This is a genomic window from Parcubacteria group bacterium, assembly GCA_041660065.1.
Classification (GTDB): Bacteria; Patescibacteriota; Minisyncoccia; order Moranbacterales.
The window spans coordinates 20,260-43,267 of record JBAZXC010000001.1; the positions used below are offsets into that span (position 1 = coordinate 20,260).

General features: G+C 41.2%; 19 protein-coding genes. 17 read left to right on the top strand and 2 right to left on the bottom strand.

The window, feature by feature from the left end; all coding sequences use genetic code 11:
- The first annotated feature begins 35 nt into the window (after nt 1–35).
- On the top strand, nt 36–2,504 hold the full coding sequence (locus WC819_00125; GenBank protein MFA5985736.1) for an AAA family ATPase: 2,469 nt from the start codon (nt 36–38) through the stop codon (nt 2,502–2,504).
- Between the two features lie 86 nt (nt 2,505–2,590).
- Nucleotides 2,591–2,971: a hypothetical protein gene (locus WC819_00130; GenBank protein ID MFA5985737.1), complete on the top strand. Its 381-nt coding sequence runs from the start codon at nt 2,591–2,593 to the stop codon at nt 2,969–2,971.
- Between the two features lie 97 nt (nt 2,972–3,068).
- Here WC819_00130 and WC819_00135 read toward each other — a convergent pair whose 3' ends face one another.
- On the bottom strand, nt 3,069–3,389 hold the full coding sequence (locus WC819_00135; GenBank protein MFA5985738.1) for a hypothetical protein: 321 nt from the start codon (nt 3,387–3,389) through the stop codon (nt 3,069–3,071).
- Nucleotides 3,390–3,617: 228 nt separating this feature from the next.
- On the opposite strand from WC819_00135, the gene WC819_00140 reads away from it, so the two are divergent.
- From WC819_00140 to WC819_00160, 5 genes are all read left to right on the top strand, one after another.
- Nucleotides 3,618–4,820: a glycosyltransferase gene (locus WC819_00140; GenBank protein ID MFA5985739.1), complete on the top strand. Its 1,203-nt coding sequence runs from the start codon at nt 3,618–3,620 to the stop codon at nt 4,818–4,820.
- Entirely contained in the window at nt 4,820–7,045 is a 2,226-nt protein-coding gene (locus tag WC819_00145) for a PBP1A family penicillin-binding protein (protein ID MFA5985740.1), read from the top strand. Before WC819_00140 ends, WC819_00145 begins: the two co-directional genes overlap by 1 nt.
- A 14-nt stretch (nt 7,046–7,059) precedes the next feature.
- On the top strand, nt 7,060–7,296 hold the full coding sequence (locus WC819_00150; GenBank protein ID MFA5985741.1) for a hypothetical protein: 237 nt from the start codon (nt 7,060–7,062) through the stop codon (nt 7,294–7,296).
- Nucleotides 7,283–8,965: a DUF4012 domain-containing protein gene (locus WC819_00155; protein ID MFA5985742.1), complete on the top strand. Its 1,683-nt coding sequence runs from the start codon at nt 7,283–7,285 to the stop codon at nt 8,963–8,965. The genes WC819_00150 and WC819_00155 overlap by 14 nt, the downstream gene beginning before the upstream one ends.
- 62 nt (nt 8,966–9,027) lie before the next feature.
- Nucleotides 9,028–9,315 (top strand): GIY-YIG nuclease family protein, encoded by a 288-nt coding sequence (locus WC819_00160; protein ID MFA5985743.1) that lies wholly within the window; start codon nt 9,028–9,030, stop codon nt 9,313–9,315.
- Between the two features lie 176 nt (nt 9,316–9,491).
- Here the strand turns inward: WC819_00160 and WC819_00165 are convergent, their stop codons facing one another.
- Nucleotides 9,492–10,025 (bottom strand): L,D-transpeptidase family protein, encoded by a 534-nt coding sequence (locus WC819_00165; GenBank protein MFA5985744.1) that lies wholly within the window; start codon nt 10,023–10,025, stop codon nt 9,492–9,494.
- Nucleotides 10,026–10,328: 303 nt separating this feature from the next.
- Here WC819_00165 and WC819_00170 point away from each other — a divergent pair, with 303 nt between their 5' ends.
- The 10 genes from WC819_00170 to WC819_00215 all read left to right on the top strand — a co-directional run bounded on the left by WC819_00170 (nt 10,329) and on the right by WC819_00215 (nt 22,967).
- Nucleotides 10,329–13,790, top strand: coding sequence for a peptidoglycan-binding protein (locus tag WC819_00170; GenBank protein ID MFA5985745.1), 3,462 nt, complete (start codon nt 10,329–10,331; stop codon nt 13,788–13,790).
- Nucleotides 13,791–13,815: 25 nt separating this feature from the next.
- Complete coding sequence (locus tag WC819_00175) at nt 13,816–14,214, top strand: hypothetical protein (protein ID MFA5985746.1); 399 nt, start codon at nt 13,816–13,818, stop codon at nt 14,212–14,214.
- A 116-nt stretch (nt 14,215–14,330) separates the two neighbouring features.
- Complete coding sequence (locus WC819_00180; protein ID MFA5985747.1) at nt 14,331–15,560, top strand: glycosyltransferase; 1,230 nt, start codon at nt 14,331–14,333, stop codon at nt 15,558–15,560.
- Nucleotides 15,561–15,766: 206 nt separating this feature from the next.
- Complete coding sequence (locus WC819_00185) at nt 15,767–16,129, top strand: endonuclease domain-containing protein (protein MFA5985748.1); 363 nt, start codon at nt 15,767–15,769, stop codon at nt 16,127–16,129.
- 398 nt (nt 16,130–16,527) lie between these two features.
- Entirely contained in the window at nt 16,528–17,319 is a 792-nt protein-coding gene (locus tag WC819_00190; protein ID MFA5985749.1) for an ABC transporter permease, read from the top strand.
- Between the two features lie 212 nt (nt 17,320–17,531).
- Nucleotides 17,532–18,677, top strand: a complete 1,146-nt coding sequence (locus WC819_00195) for a glycosyltransferase (GenBank protein ID MFA5985750.1) — start codon at nt 17,532–17,534, stop codon at nt 18,675–18,677.
- Nucleotides 18,678–18,680: 3 nt separating this feature from the next.
- Entirely contained in the window at nt 18,681–19,538 is an 858-nt protein-coding gene (locus WC819_00200; protein ID MFA5985751.1) for a glycosyltransferase family 2 protein, read from the top strand.
- Nucleotides 19,539–19,794: 256 nt separating this feature from the next.
- The gene (locus WC819_00205) at nt 19,795–20,628 is read left to right on the top strand and encodes an ABC transporter ATP-binding protein (GenBank protein MFA5985752.1); all 834 of its coding nucleotides are present in this window, start codon (nt 19,795–19,797) and stop codon (nt 20,626–20,628) included.
- 91 nt (nt 20,629–20,719) lie between these two features.
- The gene (gene cysC, locus WC819_00210) at nt 20,720–22,030 is read left to right on the top strand and encodes an adenylyl-sulfate kinase (GenBank protein ID MFA5985753.1); all 1,311 of its coding nucleotides are present in this window, start codon (nt 20,720–20,722) and stop codon (nt 22,028–22,030) included.
- Nucleotides 22,023–22,967 (top strand): sulfotransferase, encoded by a 945-nt coding sequence (locus WC819_00215; GenBank protein MFA5985754.1) that lies wholly within the window; start codon nt 22,023–22,025, stop codon nt 22,965–22,967. The genes cysC and WC819_00215 overlap by 8 nt, the downstream gene beginning before the upstream one ends.
- The last annotated feature ends 41 nt before the right edge of the window (nt 22,968–23,008 follow it).

Sequence of the window (23,008 nt, forward strand, 5' to 3'; positions counted from 1 at the left end):
GGTAAAATAAAAGAAGAAATAAATATAAAAAGATCATGCATCAAAAAAGTTTTATCCGATGGTATATCGGTGATGGTTCACGGGCGATGTTTTCATTGTGGAAGCAGTTGGTTTTTTTTGTGCCACGGCATTTTTCTATGGCGCTTTTGTTTCGTACGCTTTTTGCGCCATGGCATCGTGACATCTCTCTCAAAACATGGCGCGGATTTAGTCCGTTACGATCTGTTGATCGACTGATATGGAATGTCTTTTCTCGTGTCATTGGTGCGATCGTGCGATTGGGTGTGATCACTTCCGGGTTGGTTTTGTGGGTGATCATTGGGGGCATAGGCTTTGTCACAGCGCTTGTCTATGTTTGCGCGCCGGGCGTTTTGGTTGTTTCTTTCGTATTGTTTTTTAGTGCGTTTCGATTTGTTGCTTTTGGGGTTTTTGTGTTTACTTTGTGTGTGATCTATGGCGCATACATTTTGTTTCGTACAAGTGGGCATATGCTGTATGAACGCATGAGCATGAAACAGTTGCATGAACAAAAATGGTTTTATCGTGTGTATGAACGCATCGGCGTAGAAGCAGAGGATATTCCCTATGATATTCTCAGTGACTTTCCCGCATTTCAAAAATTTCTCCTCACGAAAGACGTCACGGTTGAAGAGTTTGAATTGATCGTTGCATGGGAGATCGAACAACAAAAGCGTCGTGAACAAGATGCAAAACTTTTTTCAGAAGAAAAATTTCTTCGTCTGCGACCGATTGGTCTGCACTGGCATTTCGGATATACGGTGCAACTTGATCATTACGCGGAGGATCTTACAGCGTATGACCATAGTGATTATGCACGGTATCCTTTTCATGGATTTGATCAGGAAATGGGATTGATCGAGGTTGTTCTCGCACGACCACATGAAAACAATATCCTCCTTACCGGACAAGCCGGTCTTGGCCGACATATGATCATTCATGAATTGGCACGCAGGATCCGCACGGGATATTTTGAACGAAGTTTTATGCGGTATATGCGCTTCATGCAATGTGATTTTACAAGCGTCATGGCACAGGCAAAGAGCAAAGGTGAAGATCCGGAATTTATCGTGCACAGTCTGTTTCATGAGGCGGCGTATGCGGGCAATATCATTTTTGTGGTGGATAACTTTGAGCAGTATATTGATACAAATATTAGTCGCGGATTTTCTTTTACGACGATCATTGATGAATATGCGTCGATGGAATCATTTCGCATGATCGCAATTGCGACAGAAGAAGCATTTCATGAAAAAGTTGACGCGGATCAGATCGTGGGGCGGCATTTTGACGTGATCCCTGTGCATGAGATGGATGATGTGCATGCGATGAAAGTACTCTTTACACGCTTTTATGGTGAGACACATACGCCATTTACTTATCAGGCATTGCGACAAGTGATCACGGATGCGCAACGGTACACCAATACCGCGCCATTGCCGACGCGTGCGATCAGTCTGGCGATAGAAGTATTTTTGCAGTGGCAAAAGACAGGGGACGGGTTTATCACGGCACAAACTGTCGATGCATTCATCACACAAAAGACGGGCATCCCTGTGGGGAATATTGCACAGGAGGAACAACAAAAACTTCTTTCATTGGAGGACACTCTTCATAAGATGATCATTGGGCAGAGTGCTGCTGTGCAGACAGTTGCTGCAGCTGTGCGTCGCATGCGTTCCGGTATGGCACGACCCAACAAACCGGCGGGAACATTCTTGTTTTTGGGTCCGACGGGTGTGGGGAAGACGGAAATGGCGAAAGCGATCGCTGCGCAATATTTCGGATCGGATGAAAAAGTTGTGCGTATCGATATGAGCGAATATCAGGGACCGACAGCGGTGGATCGCTTGATCGGATCCAAAGAATTGAATCAAAAAGGCGCGTTTGTCTCTGCTGCGAAAGAGCATCCATATGCATTACTTCTTTTGGATGAGATCGACAAAGCAAATCCACGTGTTTTGGATCTGTTTTTGCAGATCCTTGATGAGGGTTTTGTGCATGATGCTTTCGGGCACAAAATCAGTTTCACATCGATGATCATTATCGCCACATCAAATGCCGGTGCACTCATGATCAAAAAGATGGTGGAAATGGGTATGGACCCGGCACAAGAGGAAGAAAAGATCGTCAATGGTATCATCGAGAGCGGAGTATTTCGTCCGGAGTTCATCAATCGTTTCGATGATGTGGTGATCTTTGGTCCATTGGAAGGAGAAAATGTGCGCACGGTGACACAACTACTTTTGCAAAAATTTGCCACACGTGTTTTGAAAGAACAAAACATCGATGTGACCTTTGCAGATGGCGTAGTGGATAGAATAATTGAAAAAGGATATGATCATGTATTTGGCGCGCGATCGGTCATGCGATACATTGATGACGGCATTGCGGACATCTTTGCCAAAAAATTGATCGCAGGCAACGTCCATCGCGGAGAAACAGTGCATTTTGCGACGAAGGATATGGAAGAGGTGGGCTCTTGATTTTTTGGATTCTTTTGGTATAGTGAGTAGCATTGTGATAGAAAGTTTGTGTTGAAAAATATGCAAAAGTGGAGGGCATTATGTCTATGGGAACACAATGTTTCTTGGCAGAAAGAGGTCTTTCAGCACAGGAAAAAGATAAGAAGCAATTTTTTTGTACGCAGTGTCAACAATTTCACTCAAAGTACAACGTGCGATATATATTCATCGAAGGAGGGAATGCGCACGCATCGTTTTTTGTTCCAGCAATGATCTATCCGATCTGTAGGCAGTGTTACAACAAGGTGAAAAAACAAAGTTCTTTGGCTATGACGTGTGTGTTTTTCGATAGGGAATTTCTGGCGTATCACATCACAATGCGTCGCGGAAGGTATCTTGTGGCAAAATTCGGCCATATGATCGAACTTACCGAAAAACAGGTTATGAAATACAAACAAGCCGCACAAAAGTTTATCACTGCGGCATGAGGGACAATTATATATAATTGTCCCTCTTCGATTTTGTGGTTTTTGAAAAGAAAAAAGTCGTTTCCACGTATATCATTGTGGAAACGACTTTTGGCCATCATCGGATGGCGGCGAACTCGTCGCACTTTTTATGAATTTTGTTGAATGCTTTTGGGTCTGACGTGTCCAGATTTACAATATCAAAAATAATTTTTTGCATGTTTCTGGCGTGAGTGCTGTGGCCGTTTTTGATCATTCTGCAGATAACTGCAAAAATATATCCGATCAATTGGGCAACAGTATCCCGCGTCTCTTTTGAGACATCCTCAGTTATGCTTTGCAACAGGATCATTTGTATTGCTAAGTCATATTCCTCCACATAACTTTTACAGATGTCCCAACCATCACTGGGTTTTACAAATACAGGCTCTAACTGCATGGCATACCTCCCATTGATAATTTGTGTAATGTCGCAGTGATGTAATGTAAAGATGACCACGACAATACGGTAAATTTTAGAGGGTACAATTACAACCGTCCATTATAGCAAAAAAATGCAATTTTGTCAAGAGTGGCGTTTGAGCGGACAATGAATTGTCATAAGGGAGAAAGTGTGATACCGTGAAGGGAGAAAAATAGGATTTTTTGTATTAATTGAGAGATTTTTGTGAAGATTTTAATGATTGCACCGACGCCGTTCTTTTCTCATCGCGGGACGCATATTCGCATACTGGAAGAGGCGCGAGCGCTTGAGTACTTGGGACATGACGTGGCGATCGTCACATATCATAATGGAGATGATATCACGCGGTATATATCCACAAAGATCGATGTGCGTCGGATCCGTCGATGGCTCTTTTGGTACAAAAAAACGGAAGCAGGTGCAGATTGGCAGAAGGTGCTCTTGAATGTATTTCTCATCAAAAAAACGATTTATATGACGCGGACATTTCGACCGGATGTTGTCCATGCGCATTTGCATGAGGGCATATTGATCGGTTGGATCGTCCAGAAGATCTTTTTTTGGCGAAAGTTTTTGCTCGTGGCGGATTTCCATGGAAGCTTGGTCAATGAAATGCGTTCACATGGCTATCTCAGTATGCCACCGCTCGGAACGATTTTCCGCATTGTAGAGAAGTGGATCAATGGTATGGGAGATCGTGCGGTGGTAAGTGGGGAAGAAAATGTGTCACTTATCAAAGACGCGCGAAAAGATCATTGTGCAGAATATGTCTGGGATGGTGTGAATGCGCGTACGTATCAGGGATTGCCAGATAGGAGCACGCTACGCAAGAAGTATCACGTTCCGGTGGATGCATTTATTGTTGTATATACGGGAGCATTGATCCAAAACAAAGGTGTACAACATGTTTTGGATGCGATCGCATCGACACGTGAACGCATTGCAGATGTTCATTTTGTTATCGGTGGGTATCCTGACGAATGGGTGCGTGCATTCATCAAAGAGCACGGATTGAATGACTGTGTGACGGTTATTTCTCCACTTAATTATTTTGCGCTTGCGGAAGTGAATAGTTTGTCCGATGTGGCAATCGATCCCAAAGACGCGCAAGTTCAGCAAGCTAGTGGAAAGATTTTACAATACATGGCAGCACATGTGGGCATTATTTGTGCTGACCGTCCAACCAACCATAAATACCTCTCTCCAGACAGTGCGCAATTTTTGTCGACGGTTGATGCGTATACTCTAACAGAGGCGATTATGCGGTTCTATGTGGATAGAGCGTTTTTGGATGTGTGTGCACAGCATGCATTTCGTGATGTGCAAGAGTTTGATTGGAGTGTGATCGGACGAAAGCTTGATGAAATTTATCACAGTGATGGATTAACATGTAATTTAGGGGCGTGATGTTACACAAAGTTGGCAATGACAACAATAAAGAAAAACAAGGGCAAAAAACGTGGAAAGAAAAATTCGCATTTGTTTTTGGGATTGTTGCAAAAAGTGTTTTTGATCTGGGGCTGGTCGCTTTGGTCGCTTTCTTTACGATTTTTTTATATGTGTATTACACCACGGTGCAACCGGATGCGTTGGTGCAACGAACGATCTCCGAGACGTCGATCATCTATGACAGCACGGGCGAGCACGAATTGTATCGCATGTATGGCGAAGAAAATCGTAAAGTGATCGCGCATGATGATATCCCTGATTTTATGCGCAGCGCGACGATTGCCGCAGAGGACGACAATTTCTATCATCATATGGGTGTGGATGTTTTTGGGATCGTGCGTGCATTGGAAAAGAATTTTATCGCCGGAAGTAAAGCGCAAGGAGGCAGTACGATCACGCAACAATTGGTGCGCAATACATTTCTCTCCAGAGAAAAAACGATCAAACGAAAGTTTATTGAGATCGTTCTCGCGATCAAAATGGAGCGACATTACTCCAAGGCTGAGATTTTGGATTTTTATTTGAATGAGGTGCCATACGGATCGAATGCCTATGGTGTACAGGCGGCGGCACAAAATTTTTTTGGCAAAAATGCGCGCGATCTGACATTGGATGAGGCGGCGCTATTGGCATCATTGCCAAAGGCGACGACGTATTATTCACCATATGGTAATAATATAGATGCGCTTAAAGAACGTCAGCAATCGATCATTGCACGATTGGGAGAACTGAGGTTGTATGATCAAGCGGCGATTGATGAAGCGCTAAAGGCGGACACGCTTGCGAAATTGCAGGAATTTCATGAGGAGATCGATGCACCGCATTTTGTATTTTATGTACGCGAGCAATTGGAGCAGATGTATGGCACGGACGTTGTGCAACGTGGCGGATTGAAAGTGTATACAACGTTGAATTATGATATGCAAAAACGTGCGGAAGAGGATGTGTCAAAATATGCCAGCAAATTACCACAATATAATGCATCCAACGCAGCACTTGTGGCATTGTCACCTAAGACGGGAGATGTGTTGGCGATGGTGGGCAGTGTTGATTATTTTGACAAAAAGAATGATGGTGAGGTCAATGTCGCACTCAGGCCACGTCAGCCGGGTTCATCGTTCAAGCCGATCGTTTATGCCGCGGGTTTTGACAAAGGATATCAACCGGAGACACTGCTCTATGATGTGCAGACAAGTTTTGGCAAGGATGGCAGTGGCAAAGATTATACGCCGCATAATTATGATGGACAAAATCATGGACTCGTTCCTGTTCGTAAGGCGTTGGCAGGGTCGCTCAATGTGCCGGCAGTCAAAATGCTCTATTTGGTAGGCATTGATAACGCAATTGATTTTGCAGAAACGTTGGGCATTACAACGCTTACGGACCGTAAACGCTATGGACTCTCTCTCGTACTTGGCGGTGGTGAAGTGAAGCTTTTGGAGGAAACGGGCGCATTTGCAGTCTTTGGCAATGATGGTGTGCGTGCACCGGTGCATGGGATCAATCGTGTGATCGACGCATCCGGTAAAGAGATCAGTAGTGCTCCACAGTCGGAACGTGTGATCGACGCGGAAGTTGCGCGAAAAATTTCCAGTATTTTATCAGACAATGATGCACGGTCATTCATTTTTGGTTCAAGTAGTGCGGTCTATATTCCCGGAAAAAAGGTGGCGGCAAAAACAGGAACAACACAAGATTATCGTGACGCATGGACGGTAGGATATACGCCGGAGATTGCTGTGGGTGTATGGGTGGGAAATAATGACGGCACGTTGATGCGCGCAGGAAGTGATGGATCATTTGTTGCGGCGCCACTCTGGCATACGTTTATGGCGCGCGAGCTTGAATCGTTGCCTGACACACAGTTTGAGCCATACCAAAAGATCGAATCACATATTCCCATGATCACAGGTAATCGTCCTGATGGTGTAAGTGAAGATGGGGGAAAGATCTATTTTAACAAAAACACCGGTAAGCAGATCTCTGCAGAAAAAGCGAGTAAAATGGATAAAAGTAAATTGGAGGAAAAATATGCGCAGTCGTACGGTGGTCACAGCATTTTGTATTATGTCAATAAAGACAATCCGTTGGATGAAACCGCAAAGCCAAATTATTCTGACCCGATGCTTGCTTTGTGGGATGCGGCATTAAACGGAAGTAATAAAGATGATAATAAGGATTGATTCACAATAAATATATGCCAGAAAAAATGTCTCCTGTCGGTCAATATAAATGGGTAAGAAAACCTTTTGAAGTGACGGAAGAAATGCGTGAGGGTGCACAGAAGTTGGAGGAAGAGGAGTCGATCCGTTCCGGCGACATTGGTCCGATACATGAAACAATGTGCCCGACAAAAAAACAAATTGCGCGTAACGATGCAATTTTGACAGAGGAAGGTAAAATGATAAAATCACACGATCATGAGAACAAATAATTACAATAATAGAAATAATAATAATAATGGCTTCTGGGTGAAAAAAACGGTCTGGTTTTTTGCGATCGTGATCATTATTGGTGGCGGTGTGTGGTGGTATCTGACATCGCACAAAGGCGCGGTTTTGCAAAAGACGATCCAAATGGCGGACAATGTGCTTAAATTGGAGAAATTGGACGATAGTACGCGTGCAAAATTTGGCGTGATCCAAGATATCGCCAATGCGATGCTTGTGCAAGATGATGTGACGCGCAGATATTTGGTGCTCCTTCAGAACAATTTGGAATTGCGTCCGGGCGGTGGGTTTTTGGGTCAATATGCTGTTGTGGAAGTAAAAAATGGCGGAATTCTTTCATATAACATCGAGGATTCCAATGTATTGGACAGCACATACCAATCCGATCGTTTGTTGTCGCTTTCTCTGCAGAGGTATTTGAGTGATACGAAGAAGATGAAATTTCGTGACAGTAATTATTCGCCGAATTTTCCGGAGAATGTGGCAGATGCGTTGCATTTCTATGCGCTTGCAGGGAGAGACGCTAATTTTGACGGTGTGTTTGCTGTGAATGCGTCACTGTTTGAAGACTTCCTTACGATCACCGGTCCGATCACGACGACAGAAAAAAATTATGAGGAGTATGGTGAATTTACGAGTGATGGTGGCTTGATGAAGTTGGAGCGTGTTGCAGAGGAGCCGTTTTTCCGCAGTGATGAGCGCAAAGCGTGTGAGAAAGATTTGCGGGAACGTGGCGTGGATGAAGAGCACATGGATGATCTGTGGAACGCATGTATCTATGATGCAAACGGCAAAAAGAAGAAATTAATGGATCATGGAGAGGAGGTTGCACGCAAAAATATTCTTAATGCAATTGCCAAGGAAATGATGCCAAAACTCATCAAGGTGGATAATATTGAACCGTTCATCATGATGGTGACTAAAAATTTGGCGGACAAAGATATCCAGTTATGGTTTAAAGATGAAAAGTTACAACAATTGGCACGCAATGAGAATTGGACGGGCGAGGTAGATCAGAATTGGGATGGGGATTATGTAATGATCTCGGATGCCAATGTGGGTGCGCTCAAGTCTGATTTTTATATGAAACGGACAATGGAATATAAAGTGGATTTCACCGGCAAAAGTGCGGAAGCAAATGATGCGGCAGTGGGACGTATGGTGCGTTATATTACTGATGATGTAAAGGCGCAAGTCATGGGTGGGACATTTGTGACGGACTTACCTCTTGCCACGGCGCGCATGACATATGAAAATACGGCGACAGAGGCAAGTTATTTCAATATGGATTATCATTCGTTTACGCGTCTGTATGTGCCGGAAGGAAGTAAATGGTATGTGCGCGAATGGTTTGAAGCGCCGGGACTTGATAATAATGTGTTTGGCAATAAACAAGTATACGGATATAAATTTGATGTATTACTCGGACAGACGATCCCGACGATGCTACAGTACACATTGCCAAGCAGGATCACTGAGAACGGATATAAGCTCAAGATTCAAAAACAATCCGGTATTGGCACAATACCGCTTACCGTGACGGTGATCGGATCAGATGGAAAAAAATATACCAAAGATGTGCAGTTTGAGCACGATATGATCTTTGAGCTTAAAGACACGGGTGGTGGCAAAGAATTGGTAGTCGTCGAGTAAAATGTCATTCCGACCGGAGCGGAGGAATCTTGCATCGAAGTTAATCAATGTGACTTTTTTATATGAAACAATATTACGTGTACATATTATCAAGTCGCACAAAGGTCTTATATATTGGCATGACGAGCAATCTCTGTAAGCGTGTGTGGGAACATAAGACAAAATGTGTTGATGGATTTACAAAAAAATATCATATTGATCAATTGGTGTATTTTGAACAAACAGGAGATGTGATCAGTGCTATTGCACGTGAAAAACAACTTAAAAAATGGCGACGAGAGAAAAAGATTTTTCTTATTGAAAAAATGAATCCTATATGGGACGATCTGTATGATAAAATTCAATGTTAAGTTTTTAGATCTCTCGACAAGCTCGAGATGACAAGCAGAGTGTCATTCCGACCGTAGTGTAAACGGAGTGGAGGAATCTCAGGCATGCCACCGAATTGACTGAAACGGAGAAATCTAAAAATGCGATACAAAAGAAAACAGGGATCGTTTCGTAGGAAACGGTCCCTGGTGGATTTTTAGGAGGAAATAGTGACGGGGTCACCCTCATGCGTCCATGTGAATAGCCATGCAGCATCAGACATTAGGAGACGAATGCATCCGTGTGATGCAGGTTTTCCTGGCATATTCTGGTGATGAAAAAATATTCCTCTTTCAGTGAGACGCTGTGCATAGAGCATTGGTGCGCCATATGATTCCGGATCATGGGAAAAATAATTTTTGTGTTTCGCCATGATGTGAAAGTTGCCGGTTTTTGTGGGATGCTTTCCGCCAGATGAAATGGGTCCCCAATGGATCAGCTTGCCATATTCATATGCACCAAAATATTGTGTATTGAGAAATACAAATGCTTTTCGCGCCTCATGCTGTGCATGTGGCATATTTTGTGGGACGGGACAATAATTTGGAATGTTATTGTGGTCTGCCGGGATCAAAATTTCATGACCAATTTGGATATTGGTCGGATCGATCCCGTTGAGTTTCATGATGATCGGCCAAGAGCCTTTTGGCGCGATCTTGCTCAGGGTGTCGCCTTCTTTTGTGACGTACACAACAAATCCTTTCGGTATTTCTCTACAGAAAGCGGATGATGTAAAAAAATCAACCCCAAAACCAGTCCCAAAAACAACATATTTTTCATGGATCCTCCTTTTGATAGAGTGTATTTTTTATTCTGTTTTTAAATAAACAAATTCCAGTCAGTATACGCGAGCATTTACGTTTTGTCAATATTTGTGACTTGGTGTGAGTTATCCACAATCATCGCAATAGTTCATTTTCAGTTCATCTCCATGTTCGTTTTATTTTATTTTTCATATATATAATACAAAACATAAAAAGAAATATATTATCATATGAAAAAGATCCTTTCGCGAGGGGTTTCTGTCATTCTGATCGTTTCCATCATTTTCAGTCCACTCCATATCGCATGTATTGATTTTTTACAGCACTTTGTCCAAGTGACGTATGCTGATGACTTGGAAGATCTCTCCATTACAGAAATGGTCACATGGAACAGTGACACGGATCTCAGTATGTACAATACAATATATGCAGAAACCAACGCAATTATCAATATTGAGCCTGGATCAACGATCAAAATACGCAATCTTATCCTATATGAAAATGCTATTATCAATGCAGTTGGCACATCTGAAAAACCGATCACAATCACGCAGTTGCCGATAAATGCTGTAGCGAATGGAGAATATGATGCAGAATGCATTCAACAACCTGCAGGGACGATTTCTCTTGAACAGGATCCGCTCAGTTTGACTGAATCTATTTTTTCCTATGTAACTTTTGAGAATATGGGCACATACATTGACATGAGCCCCGGTAACTACAATTGTCCTGCCATGGTAAGAAATGATCGCATCTTTCCTTCTCTTGCAAAAACTGCGTACGCGGCAAAACCTGCAGAATATTATGATCCATATGACAATGACCCGATCAAGTCATCGCCAGCCGTTTACTATGAGTCAGGTCGTGTAACCATGACAAATTGCACGTTTAAAAACAATGAATTCGCGGATGTCTTGGTAAATATGGAAATTTATGAAGATGCAGATCGTGACAATCATCTTACGATCAAAAACTCCAATTTTGGAGAAAATAAAAAAAATATCGCTGTACGGTCGCGTGTGGTGGATATGAATCGTTACTACGAATATTTTGATGAGCGTTACGCTCTATGTCTCGCAACATTTCCTCCAGGGTATCAGTGGTGGGAAAAATACGAATACTGCTCTCTTCGCGCAACAGGGGAAGCGGATGATAACGAAATGCTTTTTGATGATGGGAGAGTAACTTTGACGAATAATTGGTACGGTCATGAAAATGGTCCCGACACCTCACATATCGAATGGGGTGGCCAAGGTGACCGTGTGTATGGCAATCTCACATTGGATGGATTTCGTCTAACACCGGACATGGCGTCAAACGTCCTCTTCCTCCCGGGAATCAAAGCGAGTCGATTGTACAAAGAGAGAAGTGTTTTGGGTGTCGATAAATTGTGGCCGCCAAATAATTATGTGGACGTCGATGATCTCATGCTTGATGATGATGGAGAGAGCATGAAAAATGTTTTTACGGAAGATGTCATTGATGAGATTGGCGCGCCTATTGTCGGCGGTAATATTTATAAATCTTTTGTGGGCGATCTGCAGGATATGAAAGATGAGAGTGTTATCGCGGATTTTTCCACATATGCATATGACTGGCGGTATGATATGCAAGATATCGTACAAAATGGCACAGCGTATCCCAGCGATGAGACTAAAAATGTGATCAGTGAAATCGAACGCCTCGCACAGTCATCGATAAGCGGAAAAGTGACGATCGTAGCTCATTCCATGGGCGGTCTTTTGACAAAAGCGGCAATGCAGGAATTGGAAAGGCAGGGAAAATCAGCATTGGTCGATACGATCGTTCTCGTAGATTCTCCGCAAATGGGCACACCACAAGCAATTCCCGCTCTATTGCATGGCTATGATGAGGGATTGCCAATTCCGGGGCTCATGAGTGATTTCCAGGCGCGAAAATTTGCAGAAAATATGTCTAGCGCATATGGGCTCTTGCCATCGAAAGAATATTTTGACCGCACAGAAGAACCGGTCATTGATTTTGATACGGCGTTGGAACCGTATAAGAAGTACAAAGATGCATATGGAAATACGATTGGAAACTTTACGGAATTCAGGGATTTTGCATTGGGGAAAAAGGATGATCGTGAAAAACCGGACGTGGCAGATTTGGTGAGTGCAAACATTCTTAACGAAAAACTTTTTGACAAGGCAGCCGATCTTCATGATCACATTGATGCGTGGACGCCATCAGAAGACATTAAAGTGATCCAAATTGGTGGATGGGGATTGGACACGATGCGTGGTGTGACATATACGACAGTAAAAGAAAAAGTGTGCACCGAAGAATGGTCGCCGTATGTCGGAGAAGGAACGCAGAGAACGTGCGAGATCGTGGATACGCCAAACATCGAACCACAGTTTACCGTGGATGGAGATGCCGTTGTCACGACGCCAAGTTCTCTCATGTTGCCAATTGCGGATAATATTGAGAAATATTGGGTGGATTTATTCGATAAGAACTATGGATTAAGAAAAAACAGGGAGCATAAAGATATTTTGGAGGTGGAATCTGTTAGAGGCTTCATATCTGAAATTATTAAAACTCACAAATCTCCAGAAGTTCTTCCACAGTATATTTCTACAAAACGACCGGATGATTCTGCTATTGATGATGCTAATCCTCGTATTCGCATGTCTCTCTATTCTCCACTTGACATCCATCTCTATGACGAACACGGCAATCACACAGGACCCGTTACGACAACATTGGACGGAGAAGAGATCATCAGTATTGAAGAAAACATCCCCAATAGCTACTATGCGGTATTGGGTGAACATAAATACGTCGGATGGGGGACGGACGATGATGTGCGTGTAGAGTTGGACGGTTATGGCAGCGGGTCATATACGGTAAACGTGCAAGAGATCCATATCACAGACACAGGAGAGCGAGAAGGGGACAGTACTACATTTGAACATCTCCCCACAAGCGCTGACATGATAGTCAGTTTCACTGTGCCGAGAGGAGGCATCGCAGATATGAGCGATTTCACAGCAGACTATGATGGTGACGGTACGATCGATTATACGATCACACCACAAATAAACAGCAGTGCAACGCTGGAAGAGAAGGATCATTCAGAACCAGATGATGACGCGGATGCAGATACAGAAAACACCACAGAAGAGCAACCACAAAAAGCATCGATTGATTCATGGAAAGCGTATCAATACATGACGCAGCGCAAAAGTTGTCCGATCAAACTCATACTCACTCTCAACGGGAAACACTTTGATAAAGATGGTATAATACGCATAGGTGATGTGAAGGGTAAAGATATAAAACGTGATTCGCACAGAAAGATCACTGCAACATTCTGCATGAAAGATCTGCAAAGGGCAAAGACGAACTCTCTCAAAACGATCAGCATAGAAAATCCCGACACAAAACGTGACAAAGCAGATAAAAAGATCGATATCACAAAAATTCCCTGGAAAATCACAGCGGAGGAGATCCGATCTGCGAATGTCTACACTCCAGAAGGGATCATCGTTATACAAAAAGCGTTGAATAGTTTTGGTTATATGAGTGCAGGTCAGATCAATGATAATGATGATGAGGCAGCTCAAAAAGCGATCATGCAATTCCAAAAAGACCATGATCTGCCACAGACAGGATTCTGTGGGGAGATGACAAAAAAGAAAATTATTGAAGATATTAAAAAATGATTATCAATTTATGGTGAAAATAAATATGAAGAAAGTGGGAATATTAACAATAAGTGGAATTATTGCGGTCATCGGCATGGTGTATTATCAATATTTGTGTTCATCAATACATAATAAATTATGTGTAACAACACATTATAGTGCAACTGTTTTTGAACCACTGCTCTTGGCTGTCATTAGTATTTTTTCTGTTTCCATTTTCACTTTCTTTATCTCTGATAAAATCTTCAAAAAATGGACAACGTTTACGATCGTGTGGTTTATTTTTGATGCGATCTTCATTGTTCTTGCACCGACGAGCTCTCCTTATTTTTATGGGGGTCCGGACAAAGAATCCATTTCCATTTGGATGGGGTCTCTCTTTGTTATCATTAGCTTCCTCATGTTTATCATTGTGACGATCAAGGAACGAAGGAAAAAATAGGAAAAAAGATGTCTGTCTCCTTGTCCTTATATCGTTTGGCGTGATACCATGAGAGTGTTTATACATAAAGAAAAACTCGTTAATTCGGAAATGCTCTAATTCGTTAATTGTTTATTGTGAATCTCTATCTGATCAAATTAGGCAAGGCGTGGCAGGTGATCAAACGTGATGGCGTCTGCAGAGGTCTTCAGCGTGTTTTTGGAGCGCTTTTTTCGATGTTTCGCACCGTTGGTAGGGGGGATATCCTTTTTATTTCCGGTGGCATCGGGGACAGTGCACTCTACCGTACTGTGCATGTTGCCGAGGAATTGCGACTCAATGGATTCCGATGTTCAGTGACGATACAAGATAATCCGTTTCTCTCTTCGTATGTAGATAAATTTTCGGTTTTTGTCTTTCATCGTACGCTCTATACGGAGAAAGTAAAAAAAATGATCGATGCGATCAAAGCGCAGGATAAAGTGATCATTTTTGATACTGATGATCTCGTGTATGATCCCAAGTATTTATCTCTCATGGATTATTATCAAAAGATGAATTCTTTGGAAAAAAAGTTATATCAAAACGGTCTCGGAGGGGAGATTCTGCGAGATCAATATGTGAAAGTCGCCACGACGACTACGAGTTTTCTCGCGGAGAAGTTGCGTGCGGAAGGGAAGGAAGTTTTTATTGTGCCAAACAAACTTTCTGTCAAAGATGTGCGAGATGCAGAAAAAGTGTGTAAGATTCCGGATCACCTGCCCGCAGTGCATATGCATACACACGCATTGCAGGCGGGAGTCCGGAATGACAAGGGTATTATTCGATTGGGATATTTTAGCGGTACGATCAGTCACAATAAGGACTTTGCGACGATCACAGATGCATTGATGCGCATAATGGAAAAGTATCCGCATGTTGAATTGTTGCTGGTCGGTCCGCTTGATGTGGAAAGTATCCTTGTGCAAAAATTTAGAGAGAGGATCGTGCAATTGCCATATGCGTTGCGTGCCCAGCATTTTGCAAATGTTGCAAAATGTGACATCAATCTTGCGCCACTGGAGAAAGATAATCCATTCTGCGAAGCAAAGTCAGAGTTGAAGTTTTTTGAAGCGGGTATCGTTTTTGTGCCGACGGTTGCAGTGGCAAATCGGACATTTGCAGAGGCTGTGCAGGATGGTGTGGATGGGTTTGTCGCACATGGAACAGACGAGTGGGTGGAGAAATTATCACAACTTATTGAAAATAAAAAAATGCGCAAGAATATGGGTGAAAGAGCACACCGCACAGCAGTGGAGCGCCACACAACGCAAAATGCAAAAAATTTACAGTACTATGAATATTTGAGAGAAAGGATAGGGAAATAAAATTCCCCTTCATTTCCCTTTACAAAAGGGAAAAATTTTCTCCCTTTTGTAAAGGGAGATGTCCGAAGGACAGAGGGATTTACAACTTTCTATTTTGCAAAGGGAATTGCCTGCCCGCAGTACTTTTGCACGTGCAATGCAGGCGGGGAGGGATTGGGAACTCTCCCTTTCGTAAAGGGAGTTGGAGGGATTTTTGTAAAAACCATATGCTCAAGCATTATAATGCATATCTAAAAAGGAATGCACGAACCCTTCGTAAGAATATGACGAAAGCTGAGGTGATTCTGTGGAGTATAATTCGCAGGAAACAAATCTGCAATGTGCAGTTTTATCGTCAAAAACCTTTGGGAAAATATATTGTGGATTTTTATTGTCCTTCGAGAAATTTGGTCATTGAGATTGATGGAGGACATCATTATGAGGATGGAGAAATTATTGATGATGATCTACAAAGGGAAAAATTTTTAAGAACGGAATTACGTTTAAAAGTTTTACGATTTACAAATGATGATATTTGTAAAAATTTGACTTCTGTGGTCGATAAGATTATTGAGGAGTTGGGTCAGTAGAAAATCCCCCTAACCCCCTTTGCAAAAGGGGGAAATATTAAATCTCCCTCAGTCCCTCTTTACAAAAGAGGGAAGTTCTCAAATCTCCCTCAGTCCCTGCCTACCGGCAGGCAGGCCTCTTTACAAAAGAGGGAAGAAATTCTCCCTTTTGTAAAGGGAGATGTCCGAAGGACAGAGGGATTTACAATTCTCTATTGTACAAAGGGATTAAGAACCCCCCCTTTTTTTTGCAAAAGTGGGTTGCCTGCCTGCCACCTGCCTGCCGGTAGGCAGGGTAGGCAGGGGGGGGGATTGGGAACTCTCCCTTTTGCAAAGGGAGTTGGAGGGATTTTTCTATTCATGCTATAATAAAAATGCCTAAGACAAGGCTTTTTTGGTATGAACTTTAGGAAAAATACATGCATAAAGCACTAAAACAACACGAAAACTATAGGGAGTTGATCTGGATGCTTGCCAAGACGGATTTCAAATTGCGTTATCAGGGATCAATGTTGGGGTATCTTTGGGCGTTATTAAAGCCGCTCCTCACTTTTGCAGTGTTGAATTTTGTTTTTTCTGCCGTGTTTAATCCGCGCAACGCAACGGGCGTGGATACATATTCTCTAGAATTACTTGTGGGACTTATGATGTTTTATTTTTTCTCTGAGGGAACAAGCGCAGGTCTTAGCTCGCTTGTGGCAAAATCACAATTGGTGACAAAAATTTATGTGCCACGATGGACGATCATTCTTGCGTCCACGATCAATGCAACGATGATCTTTGCGATGAATTTATTGGTGATCGTCTTTTTCTTTACATTAAAGGGATTTATGCCGAGCATTGGTTCAATAGCATTATTTCTGGTCTTTGCAGTGTTTATCTATATCATTGTCTTATCATTTTCTCTGATTACGGCACCGCTCTACGTGAAATTTCGGGATCTCTCCATGATCTGGGAGGTGCTTCTCATGATCATCATGTATGCATCGCCGATCATTTATCCGCTTGTGACACTGCCGGCGCAATATCATCCATACATCCTCCTCAATCCACTGGCGTTTATCATTCATTTTACCAAAGAGTCGTTGATCCATGGACATTATGCCGATCCATATCAGTATATGATTTTTATTTTCATTGTTGCCGGAGGATTTGTGTTGAGTATTTTTTCATACAATAAATTTATTACAAATGTTGCGGAGGAGATGTAGAGATCAATTAAAAAATTAACGGGTTAACGATTTTACGAATTGGGGGAATTAAGAACTCCCCCTTTTGCAAAGGGGGTTGGGGGGATTGAGAACTCCCCCTTTTACAAAGGGGGTTGGGGGGATTTTTGATAATATTCAGAAAATCGTTTCATCATTGAAAAATTAGGATTTGATTCGAAATTTAAAATTCCTAATTCAAAATTAAATTTCTTATGAAAATATTGATCACAAACAATGCATTGGCATCTCGATCGGGCAGTGAGCTGTATGTGCAGGAGCTTGCACAGCAGCTCGTTTTGCGTGGGCATGATGTTGCGGCGTTTAGCACGCAAGTTGGCGATTTGGCGCAGGTAATGATGGCACAAGGTGTCGTGGTAGTGGACGATCTCGCCAAAATGCCATGGATGCCGGACATTATCCATGTGCAACATCATCTGGAGACGATGATCGCTTTGGCATATTTTCCACAAACGCCGGCAATCTATGTGTGCCATGGATGGAGACCGTGGCAGGAGACGCCACCATTGCATCCGCGGATCAGAGCGTATTTTGCCGTTGATATGAAGACACGTGACAAAGCGATCAATGAACATCATATTCCTGCTACACAGATCGAATTATTACATAACTTTGTTGATCTGGATCGTTTCGTTTTGTGTAGTCCATTGTCTGCAAAACCACGCAAAGCGCTTGTTTTTAGTAACTATGCATCCCAGGGAAAAATGCTTTTCTATATCCGTCATGCATGCAAAAAAGCAGGAATGTCATTGGATGTGATTGGCAGGTCATCCGGAAATCTTGCGGATAAGCCGGAGGAAATTCTCGGTAATTATGACATCGTTTTTGCTGCCGGTCGCAGTGCGCTTGAGGCAATGGCATCTGGAGCATCTGTGATCGTGTGTGGCGTATGGGGCATGGGTCCGCTGGTGACGCGTGATAATGTAGAGCAATTTCGTGATCAGAATTTTGGGTCCATGACAATAAATCACTCTGATTTAAGCATAGACACAATTTATCGTGAGATTTGCCATTATGATGCCAAGGATGCGGCGTTGGTCACACAATATTTGCGAGAGAGGATTGGAATCGATCAGACAGTTGACCGGCTGGAAAAGATCTACGAACACACGATAGAAGCATTTGAAAGTGTGCAATATGATCCGTCAGAAGAGCATTTTGCGTATGCACAGTATATAAGGAATGTCGCAATATTTCTCAAAAAACGAGACGAACAATTGAATGAAATACATGACAGCATTCAACAAAGAGAACAAAAAATGAAAGGGATACACAAATTGATCTTTTGGAAATGGTGTTGTGGTTGTGCGTGGTTAAAACGTAAAATATGTAAAATCTGATTTATGATGCCAAAAATAAGTATCATCATGCCGACATATAATCGCAAGTATTGTATCAAAAATGCGATTGATTCTCTTTTGGCGCAAACATATCAAGGTTTTGAACTTATTGTTGTTGATGATGGATCACGAGATGGAACAGACAGTTATGTGAAGAGTCTGTATAGTGATGAAGTAAAGAATGGAAAAATTAGATATATCAAATTACCTGAAAATAGAGGACAGTCATTTGCCAAAAATGAAGGTCTGAAGAAAGCGCAATATGATTGGATTGGCTATCTCGATACTGACAACAGGATGCATCCGGATTTCTTGGAGATATTTATGGAGAGTATAGATCGATATCCGGATCGTCAAGTATTTTATGCGCAACACAGAAGAGTATATAGCAAATGTGTTGTTGGCTCACCATTTAATTTGGACCTATTAGTATCGGGAAATTATATTGATATGGGAGTATTTGTGCATTCCAAAACAGTGTATCACGATCTGGGAGGTTTTGATTTCTCTTTGCATTGCCTCGATGATTGGGATTTGATCATTCTTTATACGGAAAAATATCATCCGGTATTTATTGAAAAGGTTTTACTAGATTATTCTGATGATCCTAAAGCTTTACGAGCAACATCGATAGGAAATCATAAAAATGAATATAAAAAAATCATTCTCAAATATTATCAGCGGATCCCAGAGGCGGATTTCATGAGTCGATATCAAAATTTGTTTGTAAAATATACTACAAAAGACAATACGACTAATGATTTGATTGAGACTATTTCTCATATGAAATCATCGAAATTTTGGAAGTTGCGGGAAAGATATATGTCTTTCAAAAAAATGCTCAAAAAACGATTCATTTGAGAAATATTAGTGGATTATTAAGGAAAATCACATAAAATGAAGGCACATCTGGGAAATTATGGGAAAATGGTATACAATTCACTAATGGATAAAATAGTGCTATCGCTGCGTATCTCTCCCTTTTGCAAAGGGAGCTGCCTGCCCGCAGTGCTTTTGCACATGCCGTGCGGGCGGGGAGGGATTGGGAACTCTCCCTTTTACAAAGGGAGTTGGAGGGATTTTAAAATCATTTATACTCGTTAAGAAACTACAACATATGTCAGATATTGCCATTAAAGTTAAAGATATTTCCAAAACCTTTCGTATTCCGCACGAAAAGATCACATCTCTTCGCGGTGCGGCGATTTCCGCATTCAAAAAAAAGACCTACGAAGAATTTAAGGCGTTGGATGGTGTTTCTTTTGAGGTGAAAAAAGGAGAATTTTTTGGCATTATTGGCAGAAATGGCAGTGGCAAATCAACTTTTCTCAAGATTCTTGCGAGTATTTATAAGCCGGACAAAGGAAAATTAAAAATAGATGGCATGATCTCGCCATTTCTTGAATTGGGCATAGGATTTAATCCAGAGTTATCAGGAAGGGATAATGTCTATCTCAATGCCACGGTTCTCGGCATGACCAAAAAACAGATCGATGAAAAATTTGATGATATTATCAAATTTTCTGAGCTGGAGCGATTTGTTGATCAAAAACTCAAAAATTACTCCTCTGGCATGAGTGTACGCTTGGCATTTTCTGTATCGATCCACGCAAATAGAGATATCCTCCTCATGGATGAAGTATTGGCTGTGGGAGATGCAAATTTTCAGAAAAAATGTATCGATATATTTAAAGATTATCACGCGAAAGGAAAGACGGTTATTTTGGTTACGCATGACATTAGTTCAGTGCGAAGATATTGCAGTCGAGCACTTCTTCTTCATGATGGAAAAATCGTGAAGATCGGTGATGTGAATGATGTGTGTGATGCATATATCATAAAAAATGTGACAGCTGATGCAAGAAAGGAATTATTGGAAAATGAAAAAATGCAAAAAATTGAGGATGAGCGAGAAGCAGAATTGAGTTCTAAGAATAAAAAACAATCTTAAAGAGCTGAGGAGCGTGTAGCGTTTATTCGTCCAAAGTAATTGGTTGGAGATTCTTTGTAATCGATCAATAAAATTAAAAATACTGTTGAACATGAATAAAAAAAATAATAACGGTTTGGTGATTTGGCTGACCGGGTTGCCATGTAGCGGAAAAACGACCTTGGCAAAAGAAATTGAAAAATACTTCATAAAAAGAGAAATGCCGGTTCAGCGATTGGATGGTGATGTTGTGCGAGAAACGATCAATAAAGATCTCAGCTATAACAAAGCGGATCGGGACAAAAATATTGAGAGAGTGGCACATGCGATACAAAAAATTTCTGACGATGGGATCAACGTTGTATCGGCTTTTGTGTCGCCGTATCAGAGGATGCGAGACTTCACGCGTTCTTTGTGCAAAAATTACGTTGAAATATATGTAAAGTGCAGTATAGAAGAATGTATGAGGCGGGACACGAAAGGTATGTATAAAAAAGCGATCAACGGAGAAATTAAAGATTTCACAGGGGTGCAGGATCCTTTCGAAATTCCACAAAATCCTGATATTGTGGTCGATACTGAGAATGAAACAGTGGAAGAGAATTTTAAAAAAATTATTGAATATATAGAAAAAACATCTGTCATTGATGTTGATGAAGTTATAAAAATTGTGAGAGACGCCGGTGCTATAGTGATGCGTTTTTATGATGTGGAGTATTCTATAGAAGAAAAAGAAAATAAATCACCGGTCACAGATGCGGATATGGCCAGTCATGATTTTCTTGTGAAAAAATTATCTAAATATGGATATCCTGTTCTTAGTGAAGAAGGTGATCATAATTTTATGCAAAGAAAAAACTCCAAGTATGTGTGGATCATTGATCCGCTTGATGGCACAATGGAATTTATCAAAAAAACGAAAGAATTCTCTCTCATGATCGGCTTGGCAGATAAAGAAGGGGAGTCAATTTTTGGCATAGTATATGCTCCGGCTCTGGATGAACTATATTTTGCTCAGAAGGGCGGGGGAGCATATATGACCAAAAATGACCAAAAAGTAAAATTGCATGTCAGTGATAAGGGAATAAAAAACGGTAAGATTTTGGTCAGCAGAAATCATTTGGGAGAATTTGAGCAAAAATTTGCTCGGAAAAATAACATGCAGCAAGTCCCGATGGGTTCAGCAGGATTAAAGATATGCCGTATTGCCAGAGGTGATGCCGAGTTGTATATCAACTCAAGTGATAAAAGTGGTATGTGGGATATTTGTGCAGCTGATGTTATTTTAAAGGAGGCGGGAGGTAAGTTAACTGATATGAATGAGAAAAAGATCTTTCACAATGTAGAGAATGTTTTTTTGATGGAGGGATATGTCGTTTCAAATAATTGTTTCGATATTCATAATAAATTGTCTGATGAATGATAAAAAAGTAATATGTGTGTTAGGGATGCATAGAAGCGGAACGTCAATGGTTACGCGCATTTTGAATATTTGTGGAGCATGTGTTGGTCCTGAGGAGGAGCTTTTGGGATCTGGAGATGGTAATGATTGCGGGCATTGGGAAAATCGTGAGATTTTAAAGATCAATGACGACATTCTAAGTATTTTTGGCGGCGCATGGAATGATCCTCCAAATTTTCCGTATAATTGGGAGGAGGATCCTCGTCTCGATCATCTTTATGAAGAAGCCAATATATTTGTGAAAAAGATGAATGCGATGGATAAAATATGGGCTTTTAAAGATCCACGCACCTGTTTGACACTTCCTTTTTGGAAAAAAATTATTCCCCATATGCTCTTTGTGATTCCTGTGCGAGACTCTATGGAGGTGGCAATGTCTCTAAGTAAAAGAGATAAATCCTCAATTGAAAGCGGTCTTTTCTTGTGGAAAAAATATTGGATGAGTATTTTGAAAAATACAAAAGGCGAAAATAGAATTTTTACAATTCAAAAGAACTACTTTGCTGATTGGAAAAAAGAACTTCAAAATGTTATAGATTTTATTGATTCCGTTGATATTGATATTATTGGAAACGAAAAGGAAATTAAAAATTTTATTTCCCCAAAGTTAAACAACAATAAGATTGTGGTAAGTAACATTCCCGATGAATTAAATGGTGAAAATATAACAAAGTACATATTGGATGAGGTTAGTGATATCTTTGACAAAATTGATGGTAAGATATTTTCCGAAATTCAAGAAAAAGGCCAAAAAATAACGGATTTATCCAATGAAATAGAAACCATGAAAGCATCAAAATTTTGGAAATTACGTGATCAATATATGCGTATAAAAAATAGTGTAAAATTCGCGCTACTTTCTTTTAGAAAATTTATTAAGAAATATTTAAAGATTTGATCATGTCAAGAGTTATTGTATCTATTCCACTATATAAAGAC

Excerpts from the sequence above, each read along its gene's own strand:
- WC819_00135 (MFA5985738.1), bottom strand. The coding sequence starts at position 3,389 with ATGCAGTTAGAGCCTGTATTTGTAAAACCCAGTGATGGTTGGGACATC.
- WC819_00125 (MFA5985736.1), top strand. The coding sequence starts at position 36 with ATGCATCAAAAAAGTTTTATCCGATGGTATATCGGTGATGGTTCACGG.
- WC819_00195 (MFA5985750.1), top strand. The coding sequence starts at position 17,532 with ATGAAAATATTGATCACAAACAATGCATTGGCATCTCGATCGGGCAGT.
- WC819_00170 (MFA5985745.1), top strand. The coding sequence starts at position 10,329 with ATGAAAAAGATCCTTTCGCGAGGGGTTTCTGTCATTCTGATCGTTTCC.
- WC819_00190 (MFA5985749.1), top strand. The coding sequence starts at position 16,528 with ATGCATAAAGCACTAAAACAACACGAAAACTATAGGGAGTTGATCTGG.
- WC819_00175 (MFA5985746.1), top strand. The coding sequence starts at position 13,816 with ATGAAGAAAGTGGGAATATTAACAATAAGTGGAATTATTGCGGTCATC.
- WC819_00130 (MFA5985737.1), top strand. The coding sequence starts at position 2,591 with ATGGGAACACAATGTTTCTTGGCAGAAAGAGGTCTTTCAGCACAGGAA.
- WC819_00155 (MFA5985742.1), top strand. The coding sequence starts at position 7,283 with ATGAGAACAAATAATTACAATAATAGAAATAATAATAATAATGGCTTC.
- WC819_00160 (MFA5985743.1), top strand. The coding sequence starts at position 9,028 with ATGAAACAATATTACGTGTACATATTATCAAGTCGCACAAAGGTCTTA.
- WC819_00145 (MFA5985740.1), top strand. The coding sequence starts at position 4,820 with ATGTTACACAAAGTTGGCAATGACAACAATAAAGAAAAACAAGGGCAA.
- cysC (MFA5985753.1), top strand. The coding sequence starts at position 20,720 with ATGAATAAAAAAAATAATAACGGTTTGGTGATTTGGCTGACCGGGTTG.
- WC819_00150 (MFA5985741.1), top strand. The coding sequence starts at position 7,060 with ATGCCAGAAAAAATGTCTCCTGTCGGTCAATATAAATGGGTAAGAAAA.
- WC819_00215 (MFA5985754.1), top strand. The coding sequence starts at position 22,023 with ATGAATGATAAAAAAGTAATATGTGTGTTAGGGATGCATAGAAGCGGA.
- WC819_00205 (MFA5985752.1), top strand. The coding sequence starts at position 19,795 with ATGTCAGATATTGCCATTAAAGTTAAAGATATTTCCAAAACCTTTCGT.
- WC819_00200 (MFA5985751.1), top strand. The coding sequence starts at position 18,681 with ATGATGCCAAAAATAAGTATCATCATGCCGACATATAATCGCAAGTAT.
- WC819_00185 (MFA5985748.1), top strand. The coding sequence starts at position 15,767 with ATGCTCAAGCATTATAATGCATATCTAAAAAGGAATGCACGAACCCTT.